We start from the raw sequence: 16,728 nt of genomic DNA, 5'->3' as shown, positions 1-16,728 counted from the left end.
TCATCTTGCCCGAAATATCCCGGGGTGCGGGGCAGATCCCCGCTCCGCCCTCAGTGGCTTTTCGCGGCCTTGACCAGCTGGATGCCGTCCAGAACCTCCGGCACGCTGTCGGCCGGGCGCATGCCCAGGATCGGCGCGATGCGGCGGATCACCTCGGCGGCGACCGGAACGGCCGTCCAGCCCGCGGTGCGCCGCGTCTCGTTCGCCGCAAAGGACGAGGGTTCGTCAAGGCTCAGCACCAGAATGTATTTCGGATCCGAGGCCGGGAAGGCCGAGGCGAAGGTGGCGATCACCTTGTTGTCGTAATAGCCGCCGCCCGGTTTCACCTTGTCGGCGGTGCCGGTCTTGCCCGCGACCTCGTAGCCCGGCACATCGGCAAAGGAGGCCGTGCCGCGCGTCACCACGGCGCGCATCATCGCCAGCGCGGTCTTGGCCGCCTCGGTGCTCATCACCTGAGGCCCCTTTTCATGGGTTGCGGCATGCACCAGCGTCGGTTTGACCTTGTACCCACCATTCGCGATCGTCGCATAGGCCGCCGCCAGATGCAGCGGCGAGGCGGCCAGGCCGTGGCCATAGCCCACCGTCATCGAGGTGATCTCGGACCATTTCGCCGGCACGATCGGACGGCCCGAATTCGCCTCGGACAGCTCGACCGGAGTCGGCGCCATGAAGCCGAGGCTTTCGAGGAATGCCTTCTGCCGCTGCCCGCCGATCAGCAGCGCAATCCGCGCCGTGCCGACGTTCGAGCTTTCGACCACGATATCGGTGATCGAGAGCGCGGGCCCGTAATTGTGGAAATCGCGGATGCGGAACCGGCCCCAGACCATCGGCGATTTGGTGTCGAGCATCGTCGTCGGGTTCACCAGCCCCAGTTCCAGCGCCTGCGCGACGGCAAAGATCTTGAAGGTCGAGCCAAGCTCGTAAACCCCCTGCACCGCGCGGTTGAAGAGCGGGCTGTCGGAGGCATCGCCCTTGGCGAGCGGCGCCGGGCGATCATTCGGGTCGAAATCGGGCAGCGAGGCCATGGCGATGATCTCGCCCGTATGGGCCTCCATCACCACCGCGGTCGCGCCCTTGGCATTCATCAGCTTCATGCCACCGGCAAGGATTTCCTCGACCGCCTGCTGCACCGTCAGATCGATCGAAAGCTTCAGCGGCGCACCATTGTTGGCCGGATCGCGCAGCCAGCCATCGAAGGCCTTTTCGACGCCCGCGGTGCCGACGATCTCGGCGCTGTCGACGCCTTCGTTGCCAAAGCGCGCGCCGCCCAGCACATGCGCCGCCAGCCGCCCGTTCGGGTAAAGCCGCATCTCGCGCGGGCCAAAGAGCAGCCCCGGCTCGCCGATGTCATGCACCAGCTGCAGCTGCTCGGGCGAAATCTTCTTCTTGATCCAGACGAATTTGCGCGAGCCGGTAAAATCGGCAGCCAGACGTTTGGCATCAAGATCGGGGAAGATCTTCGCCAGTTTCTTCGCCGTGCCGACCGGATCGACCATCATCGGCGGCTGCGCGTAAAGCGCATGGGTCACCAGATTCGTCGCCAGCACCCGGCCCTCGCGGTCGGTGATGTCGGCGCGCTGCGCCATGATGACGGGCGCGGTATCGGCGCGCTGCGGCTCCTCGGGGGTCGAGGCCGCGAGCGTCCCCATCCGGACGCCGACAGCGCCAAAGCAGACACAGAAGATGCCTATCACAAGGCCGATGCGCCAGGCCACCCGCGCCCGGGCCGCTTCCCGCCCCGCCTCGCCACGGGCGCGGATGTTGTCGCGCTCGATCAGGTCGGGGTTTTCGCCGCGGGCGCGGGCGTCAAGGATGCGGGCAAGCGGTCGCAGCGGGGTGCGTTGGCTCATTGAGCTTCCTCCTCGACGACTTGCGAGCTGTCGTCATCGGTCGGCGGCGCAGAAACTTCGACGGCCTGCGCGACGGCCTGATCGATCGCGGCCGGATCGGCGCCTTCGGGCACCGGATAGGCCACCATCGAGGCGGTGCCGAATTGATCGGGCGTCATCGGCAGCAGGCCGAGCGAGGCGAAATTGAGGTTCACAAGTTCGCGCAGCCGCTCGGGGCGGTTCAGATAGGCCCATTCGGCGCGCAGAACGCTCAGGCCTTCCTGCAGGTCGGCGATCTCGGAATTCAGGGCGCGCAGCTCTTCTTCGCGGTCCTGGGTGGCGTAGTTGACGTGATAGGCCCAGAAGGCAAGACCAAGAACACAAAGAGAAACAAGGATATACGAGATGGTCTTCATCTGGGGCGGCCCCGGCTGCGGTCGGTTTCGAATAGGGGAGCCGGCAGGCCAAGGCTATGACGATCAGCTCTACCGGCAGGAGATTCGGTGCGTGCACCGATGCGCAATATAGCAGATCGTGCCCGCGGGTTCTCTGCAAGCTCGATTTCGTCGGGTCCGACCCCCTTTCGGGTCACAAGATCGAAGGCCGCCGCCTCGGCCGCGGTCTCGGGCGCATAGCGCGAGCCCCCGGGTGCCCGGCCCGAGCGCGCCTGAAAGAAGCGCTTCACCACCCGGTCTTCGAGCGAATGGAAGGTGACGACGGCCAGTTTGCCACCCGGCTTCAGCGCCCGTTCGGCGGCTTCGAGCCCCTCGATCAGCTGGCCGAATTCGTCGTTCACCGCGATGCGCAGCGCCTGAAAGCTGCGCGTCGCGGGATGGCTCTGCCCCGGCTTCGGCCGCGGCAGGCAGCGCTCGACCGTGGCCACCAGCTGCTTGGTGCTTTCATAAGGCGCGGTTTTGCGGGCTTCGACGATGGCACGGGCAATCCGGCGCGAGGCGCGTTCCTCGCCGTAATGATAGAGGATATCGGCGAGCGTACCCTCGTCGGCCTCGTTCACCAGATCGGCGGCCGACGGCCCGGATTGCGACATCCGCATGTCCAAAGGCCCATCGCGCAGGAAGGAAAAGCCGCGCTCGGCCTGATCGAGCTGCATCGAGGAGACACCAAGATCGAGCACCACCCCGTCGAGCCCCTCGGGCGCGATGTCCTCGGCCACGGCATCAAGGTTCGAGAAGGTGTTTTCGACCAGCACCAGCCGGTCGCCATAGTCCCCCCGCCACGGCGCCGCCATTTCGAAGGCGAGCGGGTCGCGGTCGATGCCGATCACCCGCGCGGCCCCCGCGGCCAGCAGACCCTTCGAATAGCCCCCCGCCCCGAAGGTGCCATCGAGCCATGTCCCCAAGACAGGCGCGACCGCCTGAAGGAGCGGTCGCAGAAGAACGGGAATGTGGGGCGCATCGGGTGTCTGCATCTCAGCCCCCATTGAGCAGGCTGAGCGGGTCGAAGTCGTCGCCCATCTCGGCCATCAGTTTTTCCAGCCGCGCCTGATCGACGGCGGCGAAGGTCTCGGGGTTCCAGATCTCGAAGGTCTCGCCCATGCCGGCGAAATAGGCGTCGCCGGTCAACTGGAAGCGCTCCCGCAGGTTGGCGGGCAGGACCAGACGGCCATCGGGATCGATCTCGGTCGGATGCGCCTTGTTCAGCACGAGGCGCTGCAGGACGGACCGGCCGGGGTCGGTGTAGGGGCGCGCGTTGATCGCGGCGGCCAGCTTCTGGAAGCCCGCAAAGGAATGCACCTGCAGCATCTTCTGCGTGTCGGCGCCGTAAACGATGACCAGACGGGGGCGCTTGGTGACGGCGGCCTCGGGGTCGCCCTCTTCGAGTTCACGACGAAACAGCGCGGGGATCGACACGCGACCCTTGCTGTCCACCTTGAAGGTGTATTCGCCGATGAACATTCCCGCCAAGGCGGCAACTCCTGTGCCCTCCCCCGCGGTGGTTTTTATGGAAAACGGCGGACCGAGCTGCTGCCACCGCTCGATCCGCCGCCCTCGTCCCATCTCTGGGCTGTCCGGTCTGCGCGCGCCACCTGGGGGATGTCTGCTCGCTCGCGCGCCGGATCTCTCTTTCGTGAAGCGGGTGCCTGTATGAAACTCTCGGTCTTTGCGCCGTTGAGGTCTTGATGCCTCTTGCCCGTCTTCCGTGAGACAGTGATGCCATGGTCCTGTATGGGATTTCAAGGGAAATTTTGGGAAGTGATCGAATTCTCGCCCTGCATGCTGTTAAGAAACAGGTGCAAACTCAAGAGCTTGTGGATAACTTTTGCGACAAAAGCGAAGCCTTGGGGGAATTGATCCAGATCAACCACAAAATGTAGATGAGGCGCCCACACAGGTCCGCTTTCCCGCGCAGTGGGGCAAATTCCCGGCAAGACGTCTCATCTTCGCCGATCCCGGCGCCAGGGCCCGAAAAATCGCCCCGATCACGCCTGAACACGGACGAGTGATTCGCGCCGCGGAGCCGATCCGCCCCTTTCCGCCCATGAATTCCCACCCCGCACACGGCGGTGGGACACAGGCCTACGCAAAGCAAAGGGGCAGCCCCAGACTGCCCCTCCTTCATCTTGCCCTAAATACCTCGGGGGTGCGGGGGCAGCGCCCCCGCCCGGGTCGCCTCGGCCCCGCCCGAGGCGAAATCAGGCCACGCCCGCCTCGATCAACTTGCGCGCAATCCCGGCATAGGCCTCGGCCGCCGCACCCTCGCCCAGCGCCACGGGACGCCCTGCATCCCCGGCCTCGCGCACCTCGAGCGCCAGCGGCAGCGCGCCGAGGAACGGCAGACCGAGCCGCGCGGCCTCGGTCTCGACCCCGCCATGACCGAAGAGATGCGCCTCATGCCCGCAATTCGGACAGACATAGGTCGACATGTTCTCGATCAGACCCAGCACCGGCATCTTCAGCTTGGCAAACATGTCGAGCGCCTTCTTCGCATCCAGAAGCGCAATGTCCTGCGGCGTCGACACGATCACCGCACCATCGAGCACCGTCTTCTGGCACAGGCTCAGCTGAATATCCCCGGTGCCGGGCGGCAGGTCGATCACCAGCACGTCGAGCGGGCCGAAGTGGTCCCATTTCACCTGACCCAGCATCTGCTGCAGCGCCCCCATCAGCATCGGGCCGCGCCAGATCACCGCCTCGTCCTCGCGCAGCATCAGGCCGAGCGACATCAGCACCACCCCATGCGCGCGCACGGGCAGGATCGTCTGCCCGTCGGGCGAGGCGGGCTTTTCGGTGGCGCCCATCATCCGCGGCTGGCTCGGCCCGTAAAGATCGGCATCGAGCAGCCCCACCCGCTTGCCCGCCCGCGCCAGCGCCACGGCGAGGTTCGAGGCGACGGTGGATTTGCCCACGCCCCCCTTGCCCGAGCCCACCGCAATCACATGCGCGACGCCCGGCACCGGCAGCGGCCCGTCTTGCGGTTTCGCATGACCACCGATCTTCACCCCGCCGCCCGGCGCCTTCGACGGCCCGGCCGGAATCACCACCGAGAGGCTTTTCACCCCGTCCAGCGCTCGCACCGCCCCTTCCAGCACCGGCCGCATCGCCAGAAGCTCCGCCTCGGGCGCGCCTTCCAGAACAAAGCGCACCACCCCCGACTCGACCGCCAGCGCATGCACCAGATTGCGCCCGATCGCATCCCCGCCCCCCGGCAGAGCCGTCTTGCGCAGCGCCTCCAGCACCGATTCCTTCGTAAGCGTCATGGGTCTCTCCTGTCGATTTGGCGGGGACTGTGGCGCATTTGCCGCGGGCTTCAAGGGGGAGCCCCCCGCTCACACAAGATTTGCACGAATTTTGCGCGCCAGAACGTAGAACTGTTCCAGTTTCGAGGCGGAGTCAGGTCAGAATCCGTTATGCATTTTCTGCAAGGCCGCATTGCCCGCGGCGACCATTGTGCAGCCGCAGCATTCAGGCCATGTTAGCCCCAACAGCGACGGTGCACCACGGCGACAGCCAGACGGTCCCAAGCTAAACCCCGAGACGACACGACAGAAAGTAGACGACCGATGGCTCTGGTCAGCGACATCCGGACGACCGATAGCGGTTTTTCCAATCTTGTGGCCTCGATCCGCGAGGCGCTGGCCCGCCGCAAGGTCTATCGCCAGACGCTGGCCGAACTGCGCTCGCTGTCGAACCGTGAACTGAGCGACCTTGGCATGCACCGCTCGATGCTGACCCGCATCGCGCTGGAAGCGGCCTACGGCAAATAAGAATAGACTTCCGGAGACCCTCTCCTCCTCCCTGGGTCTCGGAGATCGGCGGCATCCTCTCTCCTCCTCCCTGAGGATGCCGCCACCCCATACCGGCCCCATCTGCCGGACCAAGGATCAAGCCCCTCTCCTCCTCCCTGGGGCTTCGATAGAAGGCGGCGGCCTCGTCCTCCTCCCAGAGGCCGCCGTTCCTTCGACCAGATCCCGACCGCCCTCTCCTCCTCCCTGGGCGGCGGTGTGGTGCTGCCCATCCTCCTCCCGGGTGGCACCGGAAAATCCGAGGCCCTCTCCTCCTCCCTGGGCCGAGGTTTATGCGGCGGCGCTCTCTCCTCCTCCCTGAGCGCCGCCGTTTTCTTTTTCGGGCGTGCCTGAGCCGACCCGAAGGCGGGGGGCCCTGCCCCCCGGCGCTGACGCGCTCCCCCCGGCGTATTTGTCCCAAGAAGAAGCAGCCCCTTGCAGCTTGGCCCCGGTCAGGTCAGGAAGGCGCGAAAGGGAGGCTTCGATGCTGTCTTATCAACATGCCTATCACGCCGGAAATCTGGCCGATGTGCACAAGCATGCGCTGATGGCGGTGCTGCTCGACTACATGACGCGCAAGGACAAGCCGCTCTCGTATATGGAGACGCATTCCGGGCGCGGGCTTTATGCGCTCGATGGCGCCGAGGCGGCGAAAACGGGCGAGGCGGCGGCGGGGATCACCCGGGCCGAGGCCGAGCGCTGGTTTGCCCCCGATCACCCCTACAGCCGGGCGCTTTCCGCGGTGCGCAAGGCGCATGGGCGCGCCGCCTATCCGGGTTCGCCGATGCTGGCGGCAACGCTCTTGCGGCCGGTGGATTCGCTCCAGCTGTGCGAGCTGCACCCGCAGGAATTCGCCGCGCTGAAGGCGGCGATGGTGCCCCATGGCGGGATTTTCCATCAGAAGGACGGGCTGCAGATGGCGCTGGCGATGTGCCCGCCCACGCCGCGGCGCGGGGTGTTGCTGATCGACCCGTCCTGGGAGGTGAAGTCGGATTACGACACCGTGCCAACGGTTCTGGCGCAGGTGTCGCGCAAGTGGAACGTGGGCGTGATCGCGCTCTGGTATCCGATCCTTGCGGCGCAGGTGCCGGTGGCGGCGGCGCAGCGGTCAATGGCGCGCGGGCTTGTCGCCGCCCATCCCGAGGCGCTGCTCTCGGAGGTGAAATTCCCCCCCGCCCGGGAGGGGCATGGCATGATCGGCTCGGGCATGTTCGTGCTCAACCCGCCCTGGGGTCTGGCCGAGGAAGCCGCGCAGATCGAACGCCGGTTTGCGAGGCTCTGACAGATGATTTCGCCCCGGCTTGCGCCGAGGCGATCGGGGGGCGAGATCTGAAGGCGGCTCAGTAGCGGCGCATCATCCCGGCGACCAGCACCCAGGCGATGCAGACCGGCCAGACCGCGAGCGGCGCAAAGCCCATGGTGAAAAGCGAGCCGACGAGCGCGACAAGGATCAGCGCGACCCCACCCCGGACCGAGGTGTAAAGCAGCCCGACCGGGCCGAACAGCACCACCAACAGCAGCGCAAGCGGTTCGTGGTGGAAGCCCACGTCGGAGGATTCTTCCGGGGCATTCAGTTCAACTGCGGACATGTCGGACTCCTGTTGCCGATGACCATTCTGCGCGGCCTCGGGCAGCGGCGATGCCCCCGATCCGTGATGACCAGAAGCTCGCGCCGAAAAGTGGCGCGATTGCGGCAATCCGCCGACAAGCTAAAGTTGCAGATATTTTGTAGGCGGTGCCTATACCCCATGTTCCAATGAAATAAGGGTTTGCGATGATCTCCCTCTCTCTGTTCGACGGCGGTCGAGATGTTGGACGAGGGTGAGGGCGGCGATGTGGTGGTCTGGGGGTGCCCGGTGATCACCGCCGACAACGGGCGTCGGATCTGGCCCGATGAACTCAAGGCCATGGCGGTGAAGAAGATCGAGGCCGGCACCAAGATCGTCACCGTCGCCAAGGAGATCGGCGCCAATGAGTCCCTGGTCGCGAAATGGGCGGGCGCCGAATTGCCTGAGCTGCCGCGTCGGGGGCGGCCGCAGGGAAAGTCTCCGCAGTTCGTGGACTAAGCCGCTCCGCGGCATTGGCGCCTGTGGTTGGCGCTCGGCTCCCAATTCAGCGTTGCGCTTTGTGTGAGGCCTTTCTGGGCTGACGATTTGGGTCTTCCCACTCGTCAGACAGGAGGTTTCGATGAAGGAGGAGAAGACCACCCCGCTGCGCCAACGGATGATCGAGGACATGAAGATCCGCGGGTTGTGCGAGAAGACCCAACAGGGTCACATCCGCTGCGTGAAGCATTTCGCGTCGTTCCTGGGGCGATCGCCTGATACCGCGACGCCGGATGACCTGCGGTCCTACCAGCTTCAAATGACGAAGGACGGGGTCTCGGCCACCACGTTCAACGTCCGGATCATCTCGTTGCGGTTCTTTTTCGGCGTCACCTGCGGACGCGAAGAGATGAAGCGATACATGCAGTTCCATCGCCAGCCGCGGAAGTTGCCGGTGGTGCTGAGCGTGGAAGAGGTCGCAAAGCTTTTGGCCTCTGTGCCCGGGCCCGGATTGAAGTATCGGGCGGCCCTTGGCATCAGCTACGGGGCCGGGCTGCGGGCATCGGAGGTCTGCAACCTCAAGGTCCGCGATATCGACAGCCAGCGCATGCTGATCCATGTCGAGCAAGGCAAAGGGAGCAAGGACCGGCAGGCCATGTTGTCGCCCAGCCTGCTGGAGGTGCTGCGGCAATATTGGCGCGAGTCCCGGCCCGAAGGCTGGCTGTTTCCGGGCAAGCCGAAGATCTCGCCGCTGTCGTCCAGGCAGTGGAACCGCGCTTTCATGGCGGCCAAGGAATGAGCCATGGTCCGCCACTGGTCCGAGGACCATGGCGAATGCGGGGATCACGAAGCCCGCGACCCTGCACACCCTGCGCCACAGCTTCGCCACGCATCTGCTCGAGGCCAATACCGATGTGCGGGTGATCCAGGTGCTGCTGGGGCACGCCAAGCTCAGCACCACGGCGCGGTATGCGCATGTCGCCACCAAGACGATCCAGAGCACCGTCAGCCCCTTCGAACAGATGAAGCTTGTGCAGGACAGGGTGCTGCGATCCGACGGCCCGGACTGATGCAGGGGCTCTATGCCCCGCCCGTCGCTGGAACTGGCTGACATCTTCCGCACCCATGGCCCGGCGTGGCGACGGGCCAATGCGGGGCATGTCAGCCTGACCCAGCTGAAGGTGATGTCGGCGATCGAAGCCTGCCGGACCGAGGCGCTCGGCGGGCATGTGGCCGGTTGCGCCAACTGCGGCCACCAGCACATCGCCTATAACTCCTGCAAGAACCGGCATTGCCCCAAATGCCAGGGGCCGGCGGCGCGGGACTGGATGGCGGCGCGCGCCGAGGATCTGCTGCCGGTCGAATATTTCCACGTCGTCTTCACCCTGCCGGCCGAGATCGCGCAGATTGCCTATTGGAACAAGAAGGCAGTCTATGACCTGTTGTTCCGCGCCTCGGCCGAAACGGTTCTGACCATCGCGGCTGACCCCAAACGCCTCGGCGCAAGGCTCGGCATGACGGCGGTGCTGCACACCTGGGGCTCGGCGCTGACCCACCATCCCCACATCCACATGATCGTTCCGGGCGGCGGCCTGTCGCCTGACGGAACCCGCTGGATTGCCTGCAAGCCGGGCTTTTTCTTGCATGTTCGGGTGCTGTCACGGCTGTTTCGGCGCCTGTTCCTTGAAGGGCTGATCGCCTTGCATCGCGCCGGGGAACTCGCCTTCTTCGGCGATCTGGCGAGGCTCGCGGACAGCGCCGCCTTTGCCGCCTGGTTGGCCCCGTTCCGCAAATCCGAATGGGTGGTCTATGCCAAGCCCCCCTTCGGCGGCCCCGAGGCTGTGCTGGCCTATCTCAGCCGTTACACCCACCGCGTCGCCATCTCGAACCACCGCCTCGTCAGCGCCGAGGCCGGAACCGTCGCTTTCCGCTGGAAGGACTATCGCATCAAGCAGGGCGACCGGCAAAAGGTGATGCGCCTCGCCATCGACGAGTTCATCCGCCGGTTTCTGATCCATGTTCTGCCCGACGGGTTCCACCGCATCCGGCACTACGGTCTGCTGGCAAGCGCCAGTCGCAAGGCCAATATCGCGAAGATCCGCTCCCTGCTCGGAGTGCCGCAACCATCCTCGACACCGAAAACGGCGACTGACCCCGCACCCCTGACCCTGCGCGAACCATGCCCCTGTTGTGGCGCGCCGATGCGGATCATCGAGATCTTCCGGCGCGGACAGACGCCGCGATCACGGGCACCGCCGCGGGAGCAGGCCGCATGATGAAACGCCCATCCCTTTGCCTGATCCGCCGCCGGTGCCTGCCTGGAACCGGCGTGGCCCCGATTTGCGCGCAACGGAACGGATCGCCAAATTCGGCAGACGGTCGCCCGCTTTCAAGGCTCAAACCGGCGGCAACTGGCGGAAAAAGCCAGGGTGTCGCCGAGCGCCCAGAACTCCGGTGGACGTCTATGCGCCAGGTCGGCAACACCCTCGGCGCTCTTTCCCCATAGGCAGCGCATCGCTCCCCGCGGCTTCGTCCTTCCGAGGTTTGTCAACGTGGACCGCCACCATCCGGCGGCAACCGCAGCGCTGCGGTCCACGTCGAAAAACCTTCAGCTGAGCCGACGATGAGGCTGCCGCATCGCAGACGCAGAAAATCGGCGAAAGCCGCCGTTCACGGCTCGCTCAGAGCGCGACGCACTTCGCGGATTGACCCCCCTCCCCGTGGCTAGGGAAGCACCATATGCCCAGCGGTCCGCGACCAGCCTTCCGGCCTTTCTGTGCGGCTGCGGCACGCGGCCGTTCGGAGGCAGCGCAGCGACAGGGAGGTCACGCCCCCCTTGATTGCCGACGCTTCGCCATGGCCCGCTCAGTGCGGGACGGCGCTTGCGTCCGTTTGATTGCAACGTGCGACCGGCTTTTCGATCAACGGCCGGGATCGCTGCCCGGGAGGATTGCCCCCTCCCTGGCCTCGCTCACCCCGCTGCGCCGGTGCGGATTACCGTGCCGACGTGTTCGCCGCGCAGGGCCGCCGTCAGCCGCCCCGGAACAAGGCCGTTGACGATCTGCACCCGCTCGAGATGCCGCGCCGTCGCCAGCACCTCGACAAAGGCCGGATCGACCGGCAGCGAGCCCTTGAACGCGGCCAGTTCCGCCGCGCTCACCTCGGGCAGAAGCTGCGCAGAGCCGCCCTCGGGCCCGTTCGGGTCGGCGGTGAAAATCCCGTCCACATCCTCGACAATGGTCAGCCCCGCCGCACCCAGCGCATCGGCCAGCAGGAACGCCCCGGCGTCAGCCCGGTGCGGCGGCAGCCGCAGGCCCGGGAATTCATGGTGGTGATAGGGCGGAAAGGCGCTGCCCACCACCGCGCGGGTGGCGGAAAGGTGGATCGCCAACTGGCTGGCCAGCGTGTCATGCTCGACATAGGACACGCCCTCGGGCGCGAGCATCGCGGCCAGGATATGCCCGTTCTGCCCCGCCTCGGTCGCGGCCAAGGGCGCAAGCGAGCCCACCGGCAGCCCAAGATCGAGCGCCACGCTGTAAAGATGGCGCGCCCGGATCCCCGCGCCGGTCAGGATCAAGAGCCGGTGTTCGGGCAGCAGGCGGCGGATTTCGTCGACGATAGGCAGGATCGCCTCGGCGCCGCGGTCCATGATCGAGCGGCCGCCGATCTTGACCACCTGCAGCCAGGGCAGGATGCGGATCGGGCGCTTGCCTGCGACCGGGCGGGTCAGGCTGCCATCGAGCAGGGTCTGGCGCGCAAGGGCCGAGGCGACGTGTTTGATGCCGGGATTGGTTTCGGACATGGTCGGGTCTTTCTCAGCGCGCGGTGATGATGGTGCCGACATGCTCGCCCGCAAGCGCGCGCGTCAGATTGCCGGGTTTGAGACCGTTGACGATCTGCACCTCGCGGACATGCCGGGCGGACTGGATCAGATCAAGCACCGGGAATTCGAGGATCGAATCCTGCAACCCCGCCGCCTTCATCTCGTCGATGCTGATCTTCGGAATGAACTTCGCATCGGGGGCGGTCTTCGGGTTGGCGGTGTAAAGCCCGTCCTCGTCCTTCACATAGATCATCTGCTTGCAGCCGAATTGCTCGGCCACCAGATAGCAGCCCGCATCGGTGCGATAGGGCGGGATCACGCCTTCGGGCGCGGGCCGCATCCAGAGCCCATAGGGCGGCATGCCGCTGAAAACGACAGCGTGGATTTCCGCAAGCGACAGCGGCACCGACGACAGCGCCGCCCCCGAAACGAGCGGAATGCCATACCGCGCGAGCAACTGGCCCAGCATCGCGGCATTCTGATCGGCGACCGAGGCGCCCAGTTGCGACAGCATCCCCGCGGGCAGACCAAGCCCCGCCGCGATCGAATAGATGTGGCGCGCCCGTGTGCCCGCCCCGGTGCCGATCAGCATCTGATGACTTTTGCGGGCATTCGCGATTTCCTCGACGATCGGCCAGATCGCCGAACGGCCGCGGTCGATCATGCTCTGGCCGCCGATCTTGATCACGGTGGCCTCGGGCAGGATCCGGTAATCGGGGGCGCGTTCGGTCGCTGCGACAAGCTCGGGATCGCTGAGCGATCTTTGCATGAGGAGCGCTTCGAGCTGCTCCGTGCTGTCGATCATGGGTTCGCCTTTCTCACGTCATGCGGGCGGAGAGGGGGTGCGACGCACCCGCCCGCGGGGCAGAAAACGCGAGGCGATCGCCGGGAAGGCCACGAGGGCGGCGCGGGGGAACCCGTCACCGGCCGACCGGGGAGGAAGGACCCGACGGGCACCTCGCTTTCAGAAGTGCCATGCGAGGGTTTGTCCGTCAATGAGATCGGATGAATAGGGATTTAAAATCATGGCGTTATGGAAATTTACCCCATAACGCCTGAAATTTGGGCAGTCGCGACCACAAGGCCCGCGAACACGGCTTTACGGGGTCACCTTACAGCCCGAAAGCGGTGACGAAATCGGGCATGGCGATCCCCGGCCGCAGTTTCGGGTCGGGCACCGGGGCGCCAGTGACCATCCGCACCGGCACATGTCCGGCCCAAAGATCAAGCGCCATGTCGGCTTCGTCCTCCTCGGGCAGACCCGCCGCCACCTTGGCCGAGACCTCGTCGAGCTTCATCCGGATCACTTTTGACGCCTTCCACTCCTGCTCGGTCGGCGGGCGGGCATAGTCCCAGAGCCCCGGCGCCAAACGGGTGACGAAGGCTTCAAGCGCGGCTTTCTTGTCGTCGCCCTCGACCAGTTCGGTTTTGCCGAAGGCCATCACCGAGCGATAGAGAATGTTGTGGTCAAAGGCGGCCCGCGAAAACGCCACGCCGTCCAAATGGGTGACCGAGAAGCAGACCGGCACGCCGCTTTCCTGAGCACGCAGCATCCGGCTGGCCGAGGAGCCGTGCCAGTAGACATGATCGCCCATCCGCCAGTGGCAGGTCGGCGTCACGATGGGCGCGCCCTCGACCACATAGCCGATCTGGCACACGAGCGCCGCGTCGATGATCGCGTCGATGGTGGCGCGGTCATAGGCGGCCAGCCAGTGATAGCGCTTCAGGCGGGTGCGCTCGGAAGGCACTTGGGTCTCGGTCATCATCTTTCCTTTCAACAGCAGGAGCCGGCAAAGATCGGCAGTTGGATCGCCATCGGCACCGGATAGGCGGGCTCGGTGGCGGGCAGCGCGCAAAGCGCCGCGATGTAATCGGAATCGAGCCCATGCAACGCCGCGCCTTCGGCGATGCGGTCGCGATAGGGGCGGCTTGGCGGCTTTTCCGCCCGCCGTTCGGTCTTGATCAGCGCCACCGCGCCCAAGGCCGTGCCGTCCTCGGTCACGACATCGATCGGCGTGTGGAAATAGCGCCCGGTGCCGTTCAGCTTCACCCCGCGGGCGGCTTCCAGCATCTCGGCCTCGGACGGCGCCAGCGCATAGATCACGCCCGGGACATGGGCGTCGGGATCGGGGATCAGGCTTTCCTCGGCCCCGTCCCAGACCCGCGAATGACCGAAGAAGCCGATCCGCCAGCCTTTGGCCGTGGCCCGGGCGAGAGGCTTCGCCGAGGGGCAAAGCCGCGTGATTTCATCGGGATGCAGATCAAGCCCATAGGCGAAGACAAGAACCTGTTTCATCAGGCGGGAACCTTCTCGACCGTGACGGTGAGGAACAGCGCCCCCTCGCGGCGCTCTTCGGTGAAGCGCAGGCCCATCGCCTTGACGGTGCGGGCAAACCAGCGCGGTTGGTGATCCATGCGGATCGCCAGCGTGCGGAACGGCTCGGCGGCAAGGATCGGACCAAGGACCGAACGCGAATTGTGCCGCGCATCCGAGGCCAGCACCGCGGCCAGATCGAGAAAGCGGCTGCCGTCGGGGCGGTCTTCTGCCTGCACCTCGGGCGGCGGGCTGATCGCCGTGACCTTGGTGCCGCAGGTGCCGCAGCCCGCTTCGGGTTTCGTATCGCAACAGGCGGCTTGTTGCGCGCGTTCCTCCTCGCCCGCCGAGACCGAGGCGAGCATCGCCTCGACCGGGCCGGTCGAGCGCCAGACGGAAAAGCCGTATTGCTCCTGCAGCAGCGAATAAACATATCCGCGCACCTCGGCCGAGATCAGCACGGTGCAGGGGGCAAGCGCGAAGACCATCCGCTCGACGGCGGCGCGCACGGCCGGAATGCCACCCTCGCGGGGAAGCTCAAGCGGCCAATCTTCGATGAGCCGCCAGTCGGTGCCGCTGCCTTCATAAAGGAACAGCCGACCGGGGGTGTTCAGGGAAGCGGGTTGGCCCGCCGCGTCCAGATGAAGGGCAATCTGCATGGGAACCTCCGAAGGAAAAGGCCGGGCCGCCGCGACGGCCCGGCAGGTTGCGCGGCGATGCCGTCACCACACGTTGAGGATCCATTCCTTGTTTTTCTTCGCCTCCATGTCGGCGAACAGCGTATTGGCCATCGTCTCGGCCAGGAACATGGCGCCGCCGTAGCCCAGCACCGGATGACGATACATCCCGGCGCGGTCGTAGGTCGGGAAGCCCACCCGGACCATCGGCACCTTGTAGTCGATCGAGATGAACCGGCCCTTCGAGTGGCCAAGGATCAGATCGAGTTCGAGGCCCTGCTGGATGCGGCTTTCCAGATCCCAGAAATCGGCATTCGTCACGATTTCCAGATCGGGGGCGTTTTCCTGCAGCGCCAGAACCCGGGGGTCTTTCACGTAGCCCGAGTTGTCATCGCCCAGCAGCAGCAGTTTCGGCTTCATCTCGAGGTCGAGGCAGAACTCGGTCAGGCCGATGGCCAGATCGGGGTTGGCATAGATCGCCACCCGCTTGTCGGCGAGGAACATGTGGCCGATGTCGGCAATCGCATCGAGCGCCAGACCGCGTTCCTTGACCAGCTGCGCCGGGATCGGCTGGCCGGTCATCTCGGACACCGCTTTCAGGAAGGCATCGGTGTTGCGGATGCCGACCGGGGTCGGGCCGATCACCGAGGGCACCTTGAACTTCTTCTTCAGGTATTCGGCCGCCTTCATCCCCTCGTAGCGATTGAGCGCGATCGTGCCTTTCGCATTCGCGGTGTCGCGCAGATCGTCGATGGTGGTCGAGCCGTGCGAATGGTGTTCCAGATCGGGCATCAAGGGGCTGTCGAAGCTTTCGACCTCGAAGAGCACATTGGCCTTCACCTCCATCACCTCGAGAAGGTGCTTGAGTTCCTTCACATCGCCCGGGTTCACCCAGCCGGTGATCAGGTTGATCTTGTCGCTGGGCTCGTCCTTCGTGGCGAATTTCTTCACGAAATCATGCACCGCCTTGTCATAGCCGGTGATCATCGAGCCGACGAAGCTCGGGCAATGCACGGTGAGCAGATGCACTTCGCGGCCGGGGAATTTGGTCGGCAGCAACTCGTCTTCGAGTTTCGAGAGCAGCCCGTCGACGTCGTCGCCGATGATCTCGGTCGAGCAGGTGGTGATGATCGGCACCACCTTCACATCGGGGTAGCGGGTCAAAAGCACCTCAACCGCGGTTTCAACACGGTCGAGCGCGCCGAAGACCGCGCCGTCTTCATGGACGGACGACGACGCGATCTCGAAGCTTTCCTTCATGTGCTGCGAAATCAAGAGCCGCACGAACATCACGCAGCCCTGGCCGCCGTGAACGATGCCGATGCAATCCTTGATCCCGATCGAGGCGAATTGCGCCCCGGCGGGCTGACAGGTGAAGATCGGGTTGATCGTGCCTTCCCGCGCCTTCTGGGTGACCTGGCAAGTCATTGGGGTCTTCCTTTCAATAATGCGGGACGGTCAGCTCGGTATTGAGCGAGCCGTGAACGGTGAGGTGGTCGATCTTTTCGTGCAACGCCTTGAACAGGCTCTTGATCTCGGGCTTGGTCATGGCCATCAGCCACGGAAACCGGGTCTTGAAGGCGCGCGACAGGATCACCGCATCGACCCAGTAGCAGCGGTCCATCGCGGTTTCATGCACCGGCTCCTCGCCGCACAGGATCTCGCAGGTCTGGCTGAGGATCCCGGCGTTCTGCTTCAACCGGTCCCACCCGCGCGAGTTGAACTGCCACAGGCAATTCTTCATGATGTAATCGACGAGCGGGGCGATCTTTTCGACGGTGTCGGTCATGGTGTCCC

The 16,728-nt window shown here is 65.4% G+C and carries 17 protein-coding genes and 1 pseudogene; 5 read left to right on the top strand and 13 right to left on the bottom strand.

The window, feature by feature from the left end:
- Positions 1-50: 50 nt before the first annotated feature.
- The 5 genes from C8J30_RS13460 to C8J30_RS13440 form a co-directional block, all read right to left on the bottom strand.
- Positions 51-1,850, bottom strand: coding sequence for a peptidoglycan D,D-transpeptidase FtsI family protein (locus C8J30_RS13460; protein ID WP_110806367.1), 1,800 nt, complete (start codon positions 1,848-1,850; stop codon positions 51-53).
- Positions 1,847-2,245, bottom strand: coding sequence for a cell division protein FtsL (gene ftsL, locus C8J30_RS13455; protein ID WP_110806366.1), 399 nt, complete (start codon positions 2,243-2,245; stop codon positions 1,847-1,849). The genes C8J30_RS13460 and ftsL overlap by 4 nt, the downstream gene beginning before the upstream one ends.
- Complete coding sequence (gene rsmH, locus C8J30_RS13450) at positions 2,242-3,270, bottom strand: 16S rRNA (cytosine(1402)-N(4))-methyltransferase RsmH (RefSeq protein ID WP_394341939.1); 1,029 nt, start codon at positions 3,268-3,270, stop codon at positions 2,242-2,244. Before rsmH ends, ftsL begins: the two co-directional genes overlap by 4 nt.
- Positions 3,260-3,745, bottom strand: coding sequence for a division/cell wall cluster transcriptional repressor MraZ (gene mraZ / locus C8J30_RS13445; protein WP_245909820.1), 486 nt, complete (start codon positions 3,743-3,745; stop codon positions 3,260-3,262). The genes rsmH and mraZ overlap by 11 nt, the downstream gene beginning before the upstream one ends.
- A 737-nt stretch (positions 3,746-4,482) precedes the next feature.
- The gene (locus tag C8J30_RS13440) at positions 4,483-5,547 is read right to left on the bottom strand and encodes an Mrp/NBP35 family ATP-binding protein (protein ID WP_110806363.1); all 1,065 of its coding nucleotides are present in this window, start codon (positions 5,545-5,547) and stop codon (positions 4,483-4,485) included.
- Between the two features lie 303 nt (positions 5,548-5,850).
- Between C8J30_RS13440 and C8J30_RS13435 the strand changes: the two genes are divergently transcribed.
- The gene (locus C8J30_RS13435) at positions 5,851-6,054 is read left to right on the top strand and encodes a DUF1127 domain-containing protein (protein ID WP_181420877.1); all 204 of its coding nucleotides are present in this window, start codon (positions 5,851-5,853) and stop codon (positions 6,052-6,054) included.
- Positions 6,055-6,556: 502 nt separating this feature from the next.
- Positions 6,557-7,354: a 23S rRNA (adenine(2030)-N(6))-methyltransferase RlmJ gene (locus C8J30_RS13430; RefSeq protein ID WP_110806362.1), complete on the top strand. Its 798-nt coding sequence runs from the start codon at positions 6,557-6,559 to the stop codon at positions 7,352-7,354.
- A 58-nt stretch (positions 7,355-7,412) separates the two neighbouring features.
- On the opposite strand, the gene C8J30_RS13425 is transcribed toward C8J30_RS13430, so the two are convergent.
- Positions 7,413-7,661 (bottom strand): hypothetical protein, encoded by a 249-nt coding sequence (locus tag C8J30_RS13425; protein ID WP_110806361.1) that lies wholly within the window; start codon positions 7,659-7,661, stop codon positions 7,413-7,415.
- 219 nt (positions 7,662-7,880) lie between these two features.
- On the opposite strand from C8J30_RS13425, the gene C8J30_RS13420 reads away from it, so the two are divergent.
- The 3 genes and pseudogenes from C8J30_RS13420 (at position 7,881) to C8J30_RS13405 (ending at position 10,393) form a co-directional block, all read left to right on the top strand.
- Positions 7,881-8,138, top strand: coding sequence for a transposase (locus C8J30_RS13420; protein WP_110806360.1), 258 nt, complete (start codon positions 7,881-7,883; stop codon positions 8,136-8,138).
- Between the two features lie 121 nt (positions 8,139-8,259).
- Positions 8,260-9,187: pseudogene (locus tag C8J30_RS19070) on the top strand (tyrosine-type recombinase/integrase).
- Positions 9,188-9,199: 12 nt separating this feature from the next.
- Complete coding sequence (locus C8J30_RS13405) at positions 9,200-10,393, top strand: IS91 family transposase (protein ID WP_110806357.1); 1,194 nt, start codon at positions 9,200-9,202, stop codon at positions 10,391-10,393.
- A gap of 695 nt (positions 10,394-11,088) precedes the next feature.
- Here C8J30_RS13405 and C8J30_RS13400 read toward each other — a convergent pair.
- The 7 genes from C8J30_RS13400 to anfG form a co-directional block, all read right to left on the bottom strand.
- Positions 11,089-11,919: an amino acid kinase family protein gene (locus tag C8J30_RS13400; protein WP_110806356.1), complete on the bottom strand. Its 831-nt coding sequence runs from the start codon at positions 11,917-11,919 to the stop codon at positions 11,089-11,091.
- A gap of 13 nt (positions 11,920-11,932) precedes the next feature.
- Positions 11,933-12,745 carry an amino acid kinase family protein gene (locus tag C8J30_RS13395; RefSeq protein ID WP_110806355.1) on the bottom strand — a complete coding sequence of 271 codons (813 nt, stop codon included), beginning with the start codon at positions 12,743-12,745 and terminating at the stop codon, positions 11,933-11,935.
- A gap of 307 nt (positions 12,746-13,052) precedes the next feature.
- On the bottom strand, positions 13,053-13,703 hold the full coding sequence (locus C8J30_RS13390; protein WP_110806434.1) for a pyridoxamine 5'-phosphate oxidase family protein: 651 nt from the start codon (positions 13,701-13,703) through the stop codon (positions 13,053-13,055).
- A gap of 11 nt (positions 13,704-13,714) precedes the next feature.
- Complete coding sequence (locus C8J30_RS13385; protein WP_110806354.1) at positions 13,715-14,236, bottom strand: gamma-glutamylcyclotransferase family protein; 522 nt, start codon at positions 14,234-14,236, stop codon at positions 13,715-13,717.
- On the bottom strand, positions 14,236-14,913 hold the full coding sequence (gene anfO / locus C8J30_RS13380) for a Fe-only nitrogenase accessory protein AnfO (protein WP_110806353.1): 678 nt from the start codon (positions 14,911-14,913) through the stop codon (positions 14,236-14,238). Before anfO ends, C8J30_RS13385 begins: the two co-directional genes overlap by 1 nt.
- 63 nt (positions 14,914-14,976) lie before the next feature.
- On the bottom strand, positions 14,977-16,359 hold the full coding sequence (anfK, locus tag C8J30_RS13375; protein ID WP_110806352.1) for a Fe-only nitrogenase subunit beta: 1,383 nt from the start codon (positions 16,357-16,359) through the stop codon (positions 14,977-14,979).
- Positions 16,360-16,372: 13 nt separating this feature from the next.
- Positions 16,373-16,720: a Fe-only nitrogenase subunit delta gene (gene anfG / locus C8J30_RS13370; protein ID WP_110806351.1), complete on the bottom strand. Its 348-nt coding sequence runs from the start codon at positions 16,718-16,720 to the stop codon at positions 16,373-16,375.
- Positions 16,721-16,728 lie beyond the last annotated feature (8 nt).

The sequence above is a fragment of the Rhodobacter viridis genome (assembly GCF_003217355.1).
Lineage (GTDB): Bacteria > Pseudomonadota > Alphaproteobacteria > Rhodobacterales > Rhodobacteraceae > Rhodobacter > Rhodobacter viridis.
This window is presented reverse-complemented; position numbering and strand designations above follow the sequence as displayed.

Bases quoted from the DNA above. Each gene is read 5' to 3' on its own strand.
- rsmH (WP_394341939.1), bottom strand. From the start codon at position 3,270: ATGGGGGCTGAGATGCAGACACCCGATGCGCCCCACATTCCCGTTCTT.
- C8J30_RS13425 (WP_110806361.1), bottom strand. From the start codon at position 7,661: ATGTCCGCAGTTGAACTGAATGCCCCGGAAGAATCCTCCGACGTGGGC.
- C8J30_RS13435 (WP_181420877.1), top strand. From the start codon at position 5,851: ATGGCTCTGGTCAGCGACATCCGGACGACCGATAGCGGTTTTTCCAAT.
- ftsL (WP_110806366.1), bottom strand. From the start codon at position 2,245: ATGAAGACCATCTCGTATATCCTTGTTTCTCTTTGTGTTCTTGGTCTT.
- C8J30_RS13395 (WP_110806355.1), bottom strand. From the start codon at position 12,745: ATGATCGACAGCACGGAGCAGCTCGAAGCGCTCCTCATGCAAAGATCG.
- C8J30_RS13400 (WP_110806356.1), bottom strand. From the start codon at position 11,919: ATGTCCGAAACCAATCCCGGCATCAAACACGTCGCCTCGGCCCTTGCG.
- C8J30_RS13460 (WP_110806367.1), bottom strand. From the start codon at position 1,850: ATGAGCCAACGCACCCCGCTGCGACCGCTTGCCCGCATCCTTGACGCC.
- mraZ (WP_245909820.1), bottom strand. From the start codon at position 3,745: ATGTTCATCGGCGAATACACCTTCAAGGTGGACAGCAAGGGTCGCGTG.
- anfG (WP_110806351.1), bottom strand. From the start codon at position 16,720: ATGACCGACACCGTCGAAAAGATCGCCCCGCTCGTCGATTACATCATG.
- C8J30_RS13440 (WP_110806363.1), bottom strand. From the start codon at position 5,547: ATGACGCTTACGAAGGAATCGGTGCTGGAGGCGCTGCGCAAGACGGCT.
- anfO (WP_110806353.1), bottom strand. From the start codon at position 14,913: ATGCAGATTGCCCTTCATCTGGACGCGGCGGGCCAACCCGCTTCCCTG.
- C8J30_RS13385 (WP_110806354.1), bottom strand. From the start codon at position 14,236: ATGAAACAGGTTCTTGTCTTCGCCTATGGGCTTGATCTGCATCCCGAT.
- anfK (WP_110806352.1), bottom strand. From the start codon at position 16,359: ATGACTTGCCAGGTCACCCAGAAGGCGCGGGAAGGCACGATCAACCCG.
- C8J30_RS13405 (WP_110806357.1), top strand. From the start codon at position 9,200: ATGCCCCGCCCGTCGCTGGAACTGGCTGACATCTTCCGCACCCATGGC.
- C8J30_RS13430 (WP_110806362.1), top strand. From the start codon at position 6,557: ATGCTGTCTTATCAACATGCCTATCACGCCGGAAATCTGGCCGATGTG.
- C8J30_RS13420 (WP_110806360.1), top strand. From the start codon at position 7,881: ATGTTGGACGAGGGTGAGGGCGGCGATGTGGTGGTCTGGGGGTGCCCG.
- C8J30_RS13390 (WP_110806434.1), bottom strand. From the start codon at position 13,703: ATGACCGAGACCCAAGTGCCTTCCGAGCGCACCCGCCTGAAGCGCTAT.